The organism is Flavitalea sp. (genome assembly GCF_035489435.1).
In the GTDB taxonomy this organism is placed as follows: Bacteria; Bacteroidota; Bacteroidia; order Chitinophagales; family Chitinophagaceae; genus DATHKG01.
Genome location: NZ_DATHKG010000093.1, coordinates 19,479 through 34,225 on the forward strand (window position 1 = coordinate 19,479; position 14,747 = coordinate 34,225).

Sequence of the window (14,747 nt, forward strand, 5' to 3'; positions counted from 1 at the left end):
AATCGTAACAAAGCTTTAAGAAATATTGAGCAGCGAAATCCGTTTTAGGCACACATTTGTTTACATTTACACCTAAAACAAAAACCGGATGAATTGGTTCTTCCTTCAGATAGATACGTTAAATAAATCAGTCCAGGCTTTACCTGCAGCGGCAGCTCCCGAGATCAGCATCATAGATATGTTGACTAAGGGAGGTGTGCTCATGATTCCGCTTGCACTCCTTTTCGTGATCGCAATCTTTATATTTTTTGAACGTCTTATTTATATCCAAAAGGCTTCAAAAATAGAAGGAAATTTTATGAATATTATCCGTGACAATATCGTAACGGGTAATCTTAGTGCGGCCCGTTCACTCGCGCGCAATACTAATAACCCGGTAGCAAGAATCATTGATAAAGGCATTCAGCGGATTGGCAAATCCATCGATGCCATAGAAAACAGCATGGAAAATGTGGGTAAACTCGAGATGTATAAACTCGAAAAAAATCTGAATATACTTTCACTGATTGCCGGTATTGCCCCAATGTTTGGATTTCTTGGAACCATCTTTGGTATGTTCCAGTTGTTCTTCCGCCTGGCTTCCACCGGCGAGTTCACCATCCAGTCTATGGCTGATGGTATCTACACAAAACTCATTACTTCAGCAGTTGGTTTGATCATCGGTTTGCTGGCCTATATCGCCCATAATTACCTGAATACGCAGATTGATAAAACTGCTAACAAAATGGAAGCTGCAAGTGCTGAATTTGCCGACATTTTGCAAGAGCCGACCAGGTAAGTTTAAGGTGATATCCGGTTCCTGGTTGCAGCCTGGAGTCTAACAAAGTATTTCTAACAATGTATTAAAGCCAATAACAGTAATATAAATTATGAATATCAGGAAACGATTAAAGTCACATGCGGAGGTCCATACAGGGCCTTTGAATGATATTCTCTTTATCCTGATGATGTTCTTCCTGATTGCCGCCACACTAGCCAATCCGAATGTTATCAAACTTTCGACCCCAAAGGCCAAAGGTGATACCCGGGCCAAACAAAATGTTGTGGTAAATATCGATACCAAGGATCAGTTTATCGTAAATGGCAAAGTTGTGGCAGCGGAAAATCTGCGTCTCACACTTCAGCCATTAATTGCAAAAGATTCTTCCAATGCGACCATTGCTATCAATGCTGACAAAACAGTACCGGTTGAAGATGTGGTCGCCGTGATGCGGATCGCAAGGGAACTGGGAGCCAGGACTGTACTTATGGTAGATAAGACCGGCGTACAATAATTATCCGGAAATCATTTTTCAGCACGGATCATTCGGGGTCTGTCAAACAGATCATTTTTTAAACGGATGTTTTTATATCCCTGCTGTTCAAGAATGGTGGTGACCCCATCAGCTCCCTCTTCATGAATTTCAAAGTATAATTTTCCACCAACAACAAGATTTGTCCTGCCCAGGTTGCCAATTGTCCGATAAAAAATATATTGGTCTTCTTCAGGAGTAAACAAAGCTGTATGGGGTTCATAGTTGAGCACATTAGGACTCATTGCCTGTTTCCCTGATTCAGGAATATAGGGAGGGTTGCTGACTATGATATCATAAACGGGCAAGGTTGCTGATTGAGCAAGATCAAGTATATCACAGGTAAAAAAATCAACTTCGACCCGGTTAACATCCGCGTTTCTTGATGCAACAGACAGCGCAGCCTCACTGATATCGCAGGCGGCCAGTTTCAGGGCATCGTTTTTTGATTTTAATGTAATTGCGATGCAGCCGCTACCTGTACCGATATCAAATACAGCCAGAGATTGCAGGTTTGTATCCTGTAATATCCATTCTACCAGTTCTTCAGTTTCCGGTCTTGGTATCAATACATTTTCATTTACATAGAAGTTGAGTCCATAAAAATGTGCTTCTTCCAATACATATTGAACCGGTCTGTATGCAAGCAAATCTCCCAGGTAGTCCTGAAGTTGTTTTTCCTGCGATCCGGTCAGGGGGCGATCTTTGTGCACTAACCTGTCGATCCTGGATAAACCAGTAACTTTTTCAAGTACCCAGTCTGAGATAGTGGTGGATTCCCGGCTTTCATAAATGCCCGTAAGTGCTGTTTTCAGAAAATCTTTAGCTTCTTGTAAAATCATAACTGGCTTCAAAAATAAAGATTTAGCAGCCTTAACACAGTCAGAATAAACTACGCAGGAAAATAAATTTACAATCGATATTTTTGGAGCTTTCTCCCACCTACGCTAAAGCTTCGGCGGGCAAAGCAAATGGACAGACACGAATTATATATGGGCCGCGCAATTGAACTGGCAAAGCTTGGTGCCGGTAGCACCGGCCCAAACCCCTTGGTAGGTGCAGTGCTCGTTTATAAGGATCGAGTTATTGGTGAAGGTTATCACCGCAAATATGGGGAAGGACATGCCGAAGTAAACTGTCTCAGGGCAGTCGGAGAAAAGGACCAGGAATTTATCGCCGTCAGCACGATGTATGTAACCCTGGAGCCCTGCAGCCACTATGGTAAAACGCCTCCCTGTACTGATCTTCTTATTTCTAAAGGAATAAAAAAAGTTGTAATCGGCAGTCGTGATCCTTTTCCCGCAGTTAATGGAAAAGGTATCGAAAAATTGAAGACAGCCGGAATTGAAGTTAGCCTGGGCTTAATGGAGAAAGAATGCCTTGAACTTAACAAACGTTTTTTTACTTTCCATACCAGGCACAGGCCATATATCATTTTGAAATGGGCGCAGACAGCGGATCATTTTATTTCAGCCGATAACAGCGGACGTTTGATGATCAGTAATGAATACACAAACCGGCTGGTCCATAAATGGAGAAGCGAAGAGATGTCAATCATGGTTGGTACAAATACAGCAAAGACTGATAATCCATCGCTCACCACAAGATCATGGAGCGGCCAAAACCCTGTACGATTGCTAATTGATCATACTCTGAAATTACCACCAGGTTTGAATTTGTTTAATAACGAGGCGCCTACGATTGTGTTTAATAAAATCAAAAATGAGCATTCGGGAAATCTTCGTTTTGTGAAGATTGATAAAGCAGACGATAATGCCAAAGCGCCGGACCAGGATCTCTTAAATGTACTGAAGGCTTTGTATGATCTGCAAATAACTTCTGTTATAGTTGAAGGCGGAAGAAAGCTGATCCAGTCTTTTATAAACCTGGGATATTGGGACGAAGCCAGGGTCATCACCAATCCGATGCTTTATGTGTATACCGGAATCACCGCCCCGGTATTAAAAACTGGGAGCCTTATCGAAACAGCAGAGAGCGGTGTGGACATAATACAATATTTTACAAATTCAGAACCCTGGATATAATGTTGTCATTTCAAAAGCGACGAAACGCAATGATATCTTTACAAACAAACAATGGTAACAAAAACAGACGTAGAAACCCAAACAAACAATGGTAACATCAGTGAACAGTAATCAGAAGAATAGCGGAATGGGTATAGCAGAATCATATAACACGATTGATCAGCCCTCATCCGCAGAATTTAAAGACAGGGGATCTAAGTTCATAGCCAATGCTTTTCCTGTTTCTTCTGTCGAGGAGTTTAAAAAGTGCCTCGAAGAGATAAGAAAAATTCATAGCAAAGCAACGCATCATTGTTTTGCATACCGCATTGGGGCGGATAAAAACCTCTTCAGGGTTAGTGATGATGGTGAACCCTCTGGTACTGCCGGCAAACCGATATTAGGACAAATTGATAGTAAGGATCTCACCAATACCCTGGTAGTTGTAACCCGCTATTTTGGGGGAAGCCTGCTGGGTGTAACAGGCCTGATCAATGCATATAAGATGGCAGCCAGTATGGCGCTCCAGGTAATTCCTGTTGTACGCAAAGACATCGAAGTTTTTTATCGGCTTCATTTTGATTACGCGCGGATTAATGACATTATGCGGGTTGTAAAACAAAGAAATGCCAGGATCATCTCGCAGGAACTTCAACTGTTTCCTGAAATGGTAATTGCAGTGCCGTTAAAAATATCGGAGATTACGCTCAATGATTTGAACGATTTACAGGGCCTGGAATACAAAAGAATAGAGATGGGAATAGAAAAACGCTGATGAAATAGTTTCGTTCAGGTAAAGAGTTTTAACCGAAGAATAATTTATTTACTGAAACGGTTACTTATAATCAGATCTTTCGAGCCCTTTGTATAGGTATAGAATCCTTCTCCGGATTTAACCCCAAGAAAACCAGCAGCAACCATATTCGCCAATAGGGGACAAGGTGCATATTTTGGATTGCCGAACCCATCATGTAATACCTGCAGGATAGAAAAACAAACATCAAGACCAATAAAATCCGCTAATTGTAATGGTCCCATCGGGTGAGCCATACCAAGCTTCATTACAGTATCTATTTCTTCCACTCCAGCCACTCCTTCATAGAGAGAACAGATCGCTTCATTAATCATTGGCATCAATATCCGGTTCGCAATAAAACCAGGATAGTCATTTACAACACAGGGAGTTTTTCCCAGCTCAAGACTTAAGGCTACAATTGCCTGGGTAATACTTTTGTCCGTAGCATATCCATTGATGATCTCGACCAGTTTCATTACCGGTACCGGATTCATGAAATGCATTCCGATCACCTGTGAAGGTCTTTGAGTAACTGCTGCGATCTTTGTAATTGAAATGGAAGAAGTATTTGTAGCCAGGATCGCTGCGCCGGGTGCCAATGAATCAAGCTCACGGAATATTTCCAGTTTCAAAGTAGTGTTTTCCGTGGCTGCTTCCACTACCAGGTCTGCAGCGTTCACTCCTTGGCCGATAGAGCCAAAAGTGGTGATATTGCCAAGTGTCACTGCTTTTTGTTCTTCTGAAATCGTTCCTTTCGCAAGCTGGCGATCAAGATTTTTAGAGATTGTCTGAATCGCGTATTCAAGCTGCCTGCCATCCAGGTCAACCAGGTTAACCCGGTATCCGGATTGCGCAAAAACATGTGCTATCCCATTGCCCATGGTGCCGGCGCCGATCACAGATATATTTTTCATGAAAATTGATTAAGCCGTCACTTCTTACTTTTATAATCACCGCGCTTCCATGCCTTTATAAATTCGTTCCAGGCAAAAGGATTGAAGATGTTCTGCGGTGGTGCCTGGCCGGAATAATACGCACGTTGAGACACCCCCTTCAGCATAATATTGGTTGCTTCACGCCCATCTGAGGGCAGCCCTTTTGACAAGACGCTTCGTTTCGATTCGTCTGCATTTTGCCTGGCAATTTCCAACATATCATCCGGCATCTGAACATTTACAAAATCCCGGTCGAACTGCTCCTTGGTTGGTCTTGGTCGGATAATCGTTGCCGGTAGATACATGGTATCAGTTACCATCAGCTGTATCATGCTATGCTGATTTCCCTCAAGAGTGCGGGGAATCTCAACGAGCTTCGGCTTATAACCAATACTTGAGAATTCAATCATGTCCCCTTTCTCAACAACAATTGAAAAAACCCCATCGGCATTTGTTTGTGTACCGCGGTTACTACCCTGGATCACTACACTTACATAGGGGATGCCCTGCAGACTGTCTGCCGTCATAACGACCCCGAATAACATCACCACTGAATCTTTCAGTTTTTCAAATTGCGCATTTGCGGCAAATGGCACTCCCACAGACAGTATAAAGAGAAAGAGTAGAATTCGTTTCATTGGTTTCAAACCTACGTTATTTTATGAAAATCCGATACCTAAAAATAAATTTTAACACATGGACCTGACTGTCTTATAGTAGTTTACACAGATATAAAAATTTATAAACAAGGGTTCACCAGTAAGTAATAAATAGTTAAACAAAATACCCCCGCTATTGGTTAATTTTGCAGCCTGATATTAATTTAACAAATTATTCTATACATGACCACAGAGCAGATCATAGATGCGTTGCGGATTGTCCAGGAGCCAGACCTGGGTAGTGATATTATTTCATTGAACATGGTTAAAGACGTTGTAATAAAAAACAACGACGTTTCATTTACACTTGTACTCACCACGCCTGCCTGTCCGCTTAAAGACATGATGCGGAACGCTTGCGTGGATGCTATTCAAACCAAAGTAAACAAAGAAGCGGTCGTATTGGTCAATTTTACTTCAAATACTACCTCCAACCGTCATGATCCAAAATCGGTTCTTCCCAATGTGAGAAATATCATAGCGGTAGTGAGCGGAAAAGGCGGGGTAGGTAAAAGCACTGTTGCTTCGAATCTTGCCATTGCGCTGGCACAGGGTGGTGCAAAAGTGGGTCTCATGGACGCTGATATCTATGGTCCAAGTGTGCCGATTATGTTTGGTGTGCGTGGAGAAAGACCCATGATGATGGATAATGGTGGTAAAGGCATGATTGTTCCCCTTGAGAAATTCGGGATCAAACTGATGAGCATAGGGTTGTTGGTTGACGAGAAAAACGCAGTTGTATGGCGGGGGCCGATGGCCAGCAGCGCTATAAAACAGTTTGTTACCGATGTGAACTGGGGCGATCTGGATTATCTCGTTATCGATATGCCTCCGGGAACAGGAGACATTCACCTTACGCTGATGCAGGCAGTTCCGGTAACTGGTGCCATTGTTGTGTCAACTCCACAGGAGGTTGCATTGGCTGATGCAAAAAAAGCTATCGCCATGTTTGCGCAGATGGGGGCAAAAGTTCCCATCATCGGGCTTGTAGAAAACATGAGTTATTTTATCCTGCCCGGTACCAGCTCCCGGCATTATATCTTTGGAAAAGATGGCGGCAAAAACCTCGCTGAAGAGTATGAAATTCCTTTTCTTGGGCAGATACCGTTGGACCAGGAAATCAGGGAAGGCGGTGATAGCGGCATTCCGATTGTTGCATCTGAATTAGCGGGTCGTGAAGCATATCTTGACTTTGCGGCGAATGCGGTCAGAAGCATCTCAATGCGAAATGCCAATATCAGGGAGACTGAGATGCAGCTGAGCTGATCATAAATTTCAATCATACCATACAAGATGTACAATCTTCCCGAATACAAGGAAAAGGATCAGGCTAAGATCAGGTCCTTTATGGAAGAAAATCCATTTATCCTGATCTGCGGTGTTGCAGCCGACAATACTCCTGTTGCTACTCATGTACCTGTTTTGATCCGTGAAGATGCTTCCGGAAACATATATCTTCTTGGCCACATGATGAAAGGTACCGACCATTACAAGGCTTTCCTTGATAACCCCGCTGTGCTCGGTATTTTCAGTGGGGCTCATACTTATGTAAGTGCCAGTTGGTATTCCAATAAACAAACGGGATCTACCTGGAACTATATGACGGTTCATGTAAAAGGCAATTTGAGTTTTCTAAGCAAGGATGAGCTTCGTACTATTCTTAATGATACCACTTTTCATTTCGAAAATGATCCTGCTTCGCCATCCTTATTCGAACGTCTTCCGGAAGATTATATCGACAGGTTAACAAAAGCTATTGAGGGCTTCAGGATTGATATCATCTCGATGGATCATGTATTTAAGTTAAGCCAGAACCGGGATGAAGAAAGCTATAAAAACATCATAAGCAAACTTGATGAAGGGGATCCGCAATCAAAACAAATTGCAGCGGAAATGAAGTCGAGGCTGCAATGTCCTTTTCCGCATGAATAACCGGTTTCAATGATGTGATATCTATTCCGGTTTAATATCTATTCCGGGAAAGAGCATGAACATCACTGGTGATAAACTTAATGTATGATTCATATGAACCTGATGATTAGTTCACCGGTAATCTTTAGTTTCGATCTTCAAATTTATTGTTTCGATTCTCAAAGAAAAATATGAAAAAATGTTCACAGGGTTTTGCGATCCTCTCCATTGCTGCATTTCTTTTTTCTTGCGACACAAGCAAGCAGCCATCTGCAATTGAACAAACCGGCACAGCGGTTCCGGCTTCTTTTGATAAACAGGGACATCGGGGAGGTCGCGGGCTAATGCCGGAAAACACGATTCCTGCTATGATTAAAGCCGTCGATCTCGGGGTAACTACCCTGGAAATGGATGCTGTGATTACGGCTGACAGGAAAGTTATATTATCTCATGACCAATATTACAACAACGAAATAACAACCGTAGAAGCTGGAAATCCTATAACTAAAGAAAACCAGGACTCGTTTGCAATTTATACAATGACTTATGATCAAACCCTGAAGTTTGATGTGGGTCTGAAGCCATATGCTGCATTTCCACGCCAACAAAGAGTAAAAGCAATAAAGCCCTTGCTGGTTGATGTAATAGATTCCGTAGAAAGTTATGTGGCAAATAACAAGAAATCACCGGTTTACTATAATATCGAAACAAAAAGCAAACCTTCGGGAGACAATAAGCTTCATCCGGCCCCTGAAGAATATGTTGATCTCCTAATGGGTGTTATCAATCAAAAAAATATCGCAACCAGGTCAATTATTCAATCCTTTGATTTTCGAACTTTACAGGTGATGCATAAAAAGTATCCTGGAATAAAATTGGCGGCTTTGATTCAGAACCCACGTTCGGTTGAATATAATATCAAAGAACTTGGCTTTATTCCGGATATTTATAGTCCTCATTTTTCATTGGTAACACCACAGATAGTTGAACAGTGTCATAAGGCAAAAATGAAGATCATACCCTGGACAGTAAATGACAAAGCAAAGATTACCGAACTTCAAAACATGGGAGTAGATGGGATAATCTCCGATTATCCTGATTTGTTTTAATAACCCGGTCTGTTTTAATCACCTGTTCTAAACGAATAACTAATCTCAACTATGCACATATCATTGACAGGAACAACAGCAGTAATCTGTGGAAGCACCCAGGGCATAGGAAAAGCAATAGCGGAATCATTTGCTGCAGCCGGCGCAAACTGTATCCTGGTAGCGAGAAACAAAAAATCATTGGACGAGGTTATTGCTGTGCTGTCAGTAAATGAAGATCAGAAACATCAGGCGATAGTAGCTGACTTTTCAGACATTAACCAGGTGAAGTCTGCGATTGCTGAAATCCTGGCTATTGGCGATGTTCATATACTGGTAAATAATAGTGGTGGACCTAAACCTGGACCCATCATTGAAGTTGATCCATCAGATTTTGCGAAAGCTTTTGAACAGCATGTTGTCTGTAACCAATTGTTGGCGCAGGCCTTTCTTCCTGCCATGAAAAGACTTCAATATGGCAGGATCATCAATATCATCTCTACATCAGTGAGGATACCATTGGCAAACCTTGGGGCTTCCAATACAATTCGTGCAGCAGTAGCTTCCTGGGCTAAAACACTTTCCAACGAAGTGGGTTCCTTTAATGTAACTGTTAATAATATTCTGCCCGGCCTCACTGAAACTGCCAGGCTCAGTTCACTTATTGACAACATGGCTAAAAATAGCGGCACAACGAAAGAGCAAGTAAAGGAAAATCTGAAAAAGGAAATACCAATGAAACGTTTTGGCGAACCAGCCGAGTTGGCAGCACTGGCTACTTTCCTTGCATCGCCTGCAGCTTCATATATTACCGGAACCAGTATACCGGTGGATGGAGGAAGAACAGGTACCGTATAGGAGTTTCGCTATTAATTAAATAAAATACCGCATGGAGTTTAGGAGCGATGTTGATTTTGCGTTGGAGCTGGATAACAAAGATCCGCTGAAGCATTTCCGCAATCGGTTTATCGTTCCAAAACGCGAAGGCAGGGAGCAAATCTATTTCCTTGGTAATTCACTCGGACTGCAACCTGTAAATACAAGTGATGAACTGGGTAAGGTTTTGAAACAGTGGGCAGACTATGGTGTAGAGGGTTTTTTTCATGGTACTGAACCATGGCTCGAATACCATGACAAACTCACAAAACATCTTGCAGTAATCGTTGGCGCTGAACCTTCCGAACTGGTAGTTATGAACCAGTTGAGTGTTAATCTTCACCTGATGATGGTGAGCTTCTACCGGCCTGAAGGCAAAAGAAACAAAATCATTTGTGAAGCAAAGGCGTTTCCAAGTGACCAGTATATGCTGGAAACACATATAAAGCATCTTGGGTTTGATCCCAAAGAAATCCTGATAGAAGTATCACCACGACCTGGGGAATACAATATTCGCCATGAGGATATATTGAAAGCGGTTGCTGATCACCGTGAGGAACTGGCTTTGATATTATGGGGCGGGATAAACTATTATACCGGGCAGGCTTTTGACATGAAAGGAATGGCCGCTGCTGCGCATGAAGCAGGGGCTAAGATTGGCCTCGATCTCGCACATGCCGCCGGGAACATCAGGCTCGCACTGCACGAATGGGATATAGATTTTGCCTGTTGGTGTAGTTATAAATACCTCAATTCCGGGCCTGGCGCAGTTGGGGGTGTTTTTGTCAATTCACGCTATCATCATGATCCCGGAATAAAACGTTTTGCCGGGTGGTGGCGTTATGATAAACCCACAAGATTCAATATGGAAAAAGGATTCATCCCGATTGGCACCGCCGAAGGTTGGCAATTGAGTACTCCTTCAATCTTGTTGTTTGCCTCACATTATGCGGCGTTGACGGTTTTTAGTGATGCCAGGATGAATAATATCCTGGAGAAATCTTCACTAATGAGCAGCTATCTGTTTTTCCTTTTGAATGATATTATCAGGGAGCAGTTTTCAGACAAACTTGCAATTATAACACCTACCGATCCTCGTGAGCATGGCTGCCAGGTTTCGATGTTCTTCAGGGAAGATGGGCGTTTTGTTTTTAACCGGTTAGCGGAAAATGGGATATTTGCTGATTGGCGGGAACCCGGTGTAATCCGCATTGCTCCCGTACCATTGTACAATAGTTTCAGCGAGATTTATACATTTGCAGATTGTTTGCGGCAGGTTCTCCGGTAAGAACAAAAAATTTATTTCTTCACAATACAGCTGATTATCTTTGCGACATGACAAAAGCGGAACTGATACAACAGATCAGGCTAAAAGAATCCTATCTATGCATTGGATTAGATACCGATGAAACAAAGATCCCTCCCCATTTATTGTCTGCTGCCGATCCTGTATTCGAATTCAACAAAAGTATTATTGATGCTACAGCTGAATACTGCGTGTCATATAAAATCAATACTGCTTTTTATGAAGCCAATGGTTTGAGGGGATGGCAGTCTATGGAAAAAACTGTTAATTATATTCCATCTACTCATTTAAAGATCGCGGATGCAAAACGAGGTGACATTGGCAACACTTCTTCTCAATATGCAAAGGCTTTTTTTGAGACCATGAATTTCGATGCTATTACCGTTGCACCTTATATGGGCAGGGATAGCGTTAAGCCATTTCTTGAATACAAAAATAAATGGACCATCTTACTTGGACTTACTTCCAATTCAGGCGCACGTGATTTTGAAATGATTAAGTATGATGATGAATATCTTTTTGAAAAAGTGATGAGAGCAGCCGCAACCTGGGGCAACTCAGAAAACCTGATGTTTGTTGTTGGTGCTACCCAGACCGCCATGTTTGAAAGGATAAGGAATCTCATCCCTTCACATTTCTTCCTGGTTCCTGGTGTTGGTGCCCAGGGAGGAAGCCTTGCAGATATTTCTCACAAAGCAAAAAATACCGATGTTGGCTTATTGGTAAACTCGAGCCGCGCCATTATTTATGCATCCAACGAAGCTGATTTTGCTGTACAGGCTGGTATTGCAGCAAAAGAATACCAGGCAGAAATGAAATTATATATCTGATCTAACGTTCACCGATAATACAATTGAAGGTCATCTTCCCCCCAAATACCCAAAAACATCCCCGTTTGTGGGGCATATTCCCCAACCTGCCATAAAGCTTAAATTTTACTTTAAACGTGTAATAAGTTAAAATTCAATTTCTTACACTAACTCATCACTCATAACTCATAATTCATAATTCTCTTAGTACGGTTGTTGCCACTATACTGGTAATAACATTTATAAACACGATAAAACGAGAATTATGAAAAAGATATTAATGACTTTTGGACTGGCAGTAGCAGCTTTTGGATTTTACAGTGGTGCCTTTGGTGAAAATACCAATTATGTACACGAAGATTATTCTACAATAAGTAATGACTTCCAGGATACGATACCTGGTAGAAAAAGAGATACCACTAACAGGAAACCAATGCCACAGGATACCGTAAAAAGGGATTCTATCAGGGTTCACTTTTAATATCCTGTTGACCATATGCCGAGTCTGAAATCCTTATTGAAGAACCCAAATGGATATAGGCCCTGGTTACAGTAGTTTTCGACCTATGAAATATTTCGTCCTATGAAATATTTAATTATCTAACGACCTATGAAATAATTAACCCGGTTTGTCACATGAGTTCAACCAGGGTTTTGAGATACTCCGATCAGTATGCGTTTGCAATTATTTCGTTGAAATTGCAGACAATATACTGATCGGATTTTTTTAGATATTTACTTTTAGATACTTACTTTAGAAATCCACTTTTAGATACTCGCTTTTAAATATTCACTGCCCCTTTACCATTCTTCTTTTTCTCATCTTTTTTCAGGTCCATTTTAAGTTCGTGTCCTACGGTGATATTGCTGAACTCAGCTGTGATCTTCAGATCTACCGTGCCACTTCCTGACTTGCCGGTGTACTGTTTTTTAAATCTTGGACCATCATCGTCATCATCGTTTTTTGCATTGCTAATATCGAAGTCGGTCTTATTTGTAAAATCCCCAAAATTTGTAGAGATGTTATATTTTGCCGAAAGACCTTTATTTACGTTCAGTTGCAGATTCGTGAAATCGTTTCTTATCACCAGCCCTTTCAGTTTATTGTCAATATTAAGTTGAATCCCGCTGCAATGTTCGAACCTTGCTTTTACGTTTCCATCCATATTTCCGATGATGGCGCGCGAAAATTTTATTTCAAGTTCACCATTGCTTATGCTTGCAATGTCTGCTGATCCAAACTCAACTGTTATTTGTTTTGTATTTACGAGTTTGCCCGTGGTAAGAGAACCGAATTTGGATTCTATCTCCACCTCTCCGGTAAAGTCAGAGATGATGGTTGCACCGAATTCATTTGAAGCGTCGAGTCGATTGCGTGAAGGCATAACCACAACATAGTTGATATTGAAACCTTCATCTTTGTAAGTTTTGTTATTATTCCTGCGTTCGTTCTTGCTATCCAGCACGGTGCGAAAATAGACGCCATTACTTTTTTTACCTTCATCAATGGATATCCGCTCGAGAATATCATTGGCCCTTTCCTCAGTGTTTCCTTTTGCTGTCATTGTAATTTCAACCTTGATTTCATTTTTATCCCAGGTGGAAATTTTTAACTCACCGAAACGATTGTCCAATGTCACAAGATCATTGGCAGATAATGGATAGGTTTTTGAGACGGTTTTCTTTTTTTCGATAAGCGGGTTTTCAGTGGCGAAACCCTGTAGTGCGAAAGTGGAAAGTAAAATGAGAAAACTATATGTTTTTAAAGTTGCTTTCATTTGATGATGTTTTTGATTGTTTGATTTGTTTGATAACGCGGAGTTGTTGGTTCAGAAGATCCGTCTGCAGCTGAAGATTCTGAATCATTGCTTCCAGCAATTGTTCACGATTAGGGTTTGCGGGTAACTCTTTCCTGAGCTTGTTATATGCACTGTCCAGGGTTGTGATATCACCCATGAACTGGCGATACAATTCGGGTTGATCCTTCCCGATTTGTTTCAGTTCATTTTGTTTCAATTCTATGAGTTGGGTGAAGTGATAAACTTCTTTTGCATAGGTGGGATTGATTTCATCCAGGATATTATTTTGTTCAACAGGGTTCCGACCCCGGGTTTCATTGTCGCTGAGCGATCTCTCATTATTGCGTGTGAGCAAAAAGTAAGCTCCGGCTGAGATGGCAACGACTACTGAGGCTGCGATGAGCCATCTGCTGAAAACGGTGATTTTAGCTCCGCTTTTTTTTTCCGGCTCTGCCACTTCCTTTTCAATTGCGTTCCAAACCTTAGGTGAAGGTTCTTCTGAATCAAATTCTGTCCTGTTCTCCTTTATGAAATCTTCTAAACTTTTTTTCATGATAGTCCTCCCTGTTTGAGTAAAAACAATAGTTTCTGCTTGGCTCTTACATACTGTGTTCTTACCGTGTTATGGGTAATTCCAAGTATTTCTGCTATTTCCTCATGGTCATATCCTTCGAGCAGATATAGCGTGATTACCGTTCGGTATCCGTCCGGTAATAGTTTAATTGAATTTTTTACGGCATTGATGCGGAATTGTATTTCCTGTTCGTCCACTTCCTCTTCTTCCGGTTTCAGGTATACATCAGGATGGTCAATATCAACCAATTCAAATTTCCGTTTCCGGAGAATGTTGATGGATTTGTTTATCACGATCCTTTTGAGCCAGGCTCCGAATGTTGACCTGTAATTGAAGTCAGTAAGCGATCTGAAAGCGTCGGTAAAAGCTTCCTGCAAAACATCCTCCGCATCATCCCTGTTGTTTACAATCCTCAGGCTGGTGTTGTACATGGCCTTGCAATATTTGTCATACAAAGCCTGGAACCCTGGAATATGACCGCGCTTACACTGCTCTACCAATTCATCTTTTATGTAGGTTGCTGTAAGCTCCAAATGATTAAAAATTTAATTGTCTGATAAAGAGACGCAGGTAGTTACACGATGTTGCATGAGAATTCGGTAATTCCAGTTATGAGTTATGAGTTATGAGTGATGAGTGAAGTTAATGAGTGTAAAGAAAATATCTGATACTTTTTAG

Annotated in this window: 17 protein-coding genes; 11 read left to right on the forward strand and 6 right to left on the reverse strand. The window is 41.5% G+C overall.

Annotated features, from left to right (window positions below; genetic code table 11):
* The first annotated feature begins 88 nt into the window (after positions 1-88).
* The gene (locus tag VK664_RS14590; protein WP_461399413.1) at positions 89-778 is read left to right on the forward strand and encodes a MotA/TolQ/ExbB proton channel family protein; all 690 of its coding nucleotides are present in this window, start codon (positions 89-91) and stop codon (positions 776-778) included.
* Between the two features lie 91 nt (positions 779-869).
* Positions 870-1,274 carry an ExbD/TolR family protein gene (locus VK664_RS14595; RefSeq protein WP_461399414.1) on the forward strand — a complete coding sequence of 135 codons (405 nt, stop codon included), beginning with the start codon at positions 870-872 and terminating at the stop codon, positions 1,272-1,274.
* Between the two features lie 11 nt (positions 1,275-1,285).
* Here the strand turns inward: VK664_RS14595 and prmC are convergent, their stop codons facing one another.
* Entirely contained in the window at positions 1,286-2,134 is an 849-nt protein-coding gene (gene prmC / locus VK664_RS14600) for a peptide chain release factor N(5)-glutamine methyltransferase (RefSeq protein WP_461399415.1), read from the reverse strand.
* 129 nt (positions 2,135-2,263) lie between these two features.
* Between prmC and ribD the strand changes: the two genes are divergently transcribed.
* Complete coding sequence (gene ribD / locus VK664_RS14605; protein ID WP_461399416.1) at positions 2,264-3,337, forward strand: bifunctional diaminohydroxyphosphoribosylaminopyrimidine deaminase/5-amino-6-(5-phosphoribosylamino)uracil reductase RibD; 1,074 nt, start codon at positions 2,264-2,266, stop codon at positions 3,335-3,337.
* Positions 3,338-3,425: 88 nt separating this feature from the next.
* Positions 3,426-4,091 carry an IMPACT family protein gene (locus tag VK664_RS14610; protein ID WP_461399417.1) on the forward strand — a complete coding sequence of 222 codons (666 nt, stop codon included), beginning with the start codon at positions 3,426-3,428 and terminating at the stop codon, positions 4,089-4,091.
* Positions 4,092-4,135: 44 nt separating this feature from the next.
* Here the strand turns inward: VK664_RS14610 and VK664_RS14615 are convergent, their stop codons facing one another.
* Together VK664_RS14615 and VK664_RS14620 are read right to left on the reverse strand one after the other, a co-directional pair.
* The gene (locus VK664_RS14615; RefSeq protein WP_461399418.1) at positions 4,136-5,026 is read right to left on the reverse strand and encodes a 3-hydroxyacyl-CoA dehydrogenase NAD-binding domain-containing protein; all 891 of its coding nucleotides are present in this window, start codon (positions 5,024-5,026) and stop codon (positions 4,136-4,138) included.
* A 17-nt stretch (positions 5,027-5,043) separates the two neighbouring features.
* A complete protein-coding gene (locus tag VK664_RS14620; RefSeq protein ID WP_461399419.1) occupies positions 5,044-5,685 on the reverse strand; it encodes a carboxypeptidase-like regulatory domain-containing protein in 642 nt (213 codons plus the stop codon).
* A gap of 204 nt (positions 5,686-5,889) precedes the next feature.
* Between VK664_RS14620 and VK664_RS14625 the strand changes: the two genes are divergently transcribed.
* The 7 genes from VK664_RS14625 to VK664_RS14655 all read left to right on the forward strand — a co-directional run bounded on the left by VK664_RS14625 (position 5,890) and on the right by VK664_RS14655 (position 12,177).
* A complete protein-coding gene (locus VK664_RS14625) occupies positions 5,890-6,972 on the forward strand; it encodes an Mrp/NBP35 family ATP-binding protein (protein ID WP_461399420.1) in 1,083 nt (360 codons plus the stop codon).
* Positions 6,973-6,999: 27 nt separating this feature from the next.
* On the forward strand, positions 7,000-7,638 hold the full coding sequence (locus tag VK664_RS14630) for an FMN-binding negative transcriptional regulator (protein ID WP_461399421.1): 639 nt from the start codon (positions 7,000-7,002) through the stop codon (positions 7,636-7,638).
* A gap of 170 nt (positions 7,639-7,808) precedes the next feature.
* A complete protein-coding gene (locus VK664_RS14635) occupies positions 7,809-8,726 on the forward strand; it encodes a glycerophosphodiester phosphodiesterase family protein (protein WP_461399422.1) in 918 nt (305 codons plus the stop codon).
* Positions 8,727-8,777: 51 nt separating this feature from the next.
* Complete coding sequence (locus tag VK664_RS14640) at positions 8,778-9,563, forward strand: SDR family oxidoreductase (protein WP_461399423.1); 786 nt, start codon at positions 8,778-8,780, stop codon at positions 9,561-9,563.
* A 31-nt stretch (positions 9,564-9,594) separates the two neighbouring features.
* The gene (gene kynU, locus VK664_RS14645; protein WP_461399424.1) at positions 9,595-10,869 is read left to right on the forward strand and encodes a kynureninase; all 1,275 of its coding nucleotides are present in this window, start codon (positions 9,595-9,597) and stop codon (positions 10,867-10,869) included.
* Between the two features lie 47 nt (positions 10,870-10,916).
* Complete coding sequence (gene pyrF, locus VK664_RS14650; protein WP_461399425.1) at positions 10,917-11,717, forward strand: orotidine-5'-phosphate decarboxylase; 801 nt, start codon at positions 10,917-10,919, stop codon at positions 11,715-11,717.
* Between the two features lie 244 nt (positions 11,718-11,961).
* Positions 11,962-12,177: a hypothetical protein gene (locus tag VK664_RS14655; protein ID WP_461399426.1), complete on the forward strand. Its 216-nt coding sequence runs from the start codon at positions 11,962-11,964 to the stop codon at positions 12,175-12,177.
* Positions 12,178-12,478: 301 nt separating this feature from the next.
* Here VK664_RS14655 and VK664_RS14660 read toward each other — a convergent pair whose 3' ends face one another.
* The 3 genes from VK664_RS14660 to VK664_RS14670 are packed head-to-tail and all read right to left on the reverse strand — an operon-like array spanning position 12,479 to position 14,602.
* Positions 12,479-13,474 carry a DUF4097 family beta strand repeat-containing protein gene (locus VK664_RS14660; RefSeq protein WP_461399427.1) on the reverse strand — a complete coding sequence of 332 codons (996 nt, stop codon included), beginning with the start codon at positions 13,472-13,474 and terminating at the stop codon, positions 12,479-12,481.
* The gene (locus tag VK664_RS14665; protein WP_461399428.1) at positions 13,449-14,048 is read right to left on the reverse strand and encodes a hypothetical protein; all 600 of its coding nucleotides are present in this window, start codon (positions 14,046-14,048) and stop codon (positions 13,449-13,451) included. The genes VK664_RS14660 and VK664_RS14665 overlap by 26 nt, the downstream gene beginning before the upstream one ends.
* Positions 14,045-14,602, reverse strand: coding sequence for an RNA polymerase sigma factor (locus VK664_RS14670; RefSeq protein ID WP_461399429.1), 558 nt, complete (start codon positions 14,600-14,602; stop codon positions 14,045-14,047). Before VK664_RS14670 ends, VK664_RS14665 begins: the two co-directional genes overlap by 4 nt.
* Between the last annotated feature and the right edge of the window lie 145 nt (positions 14,603-14,747).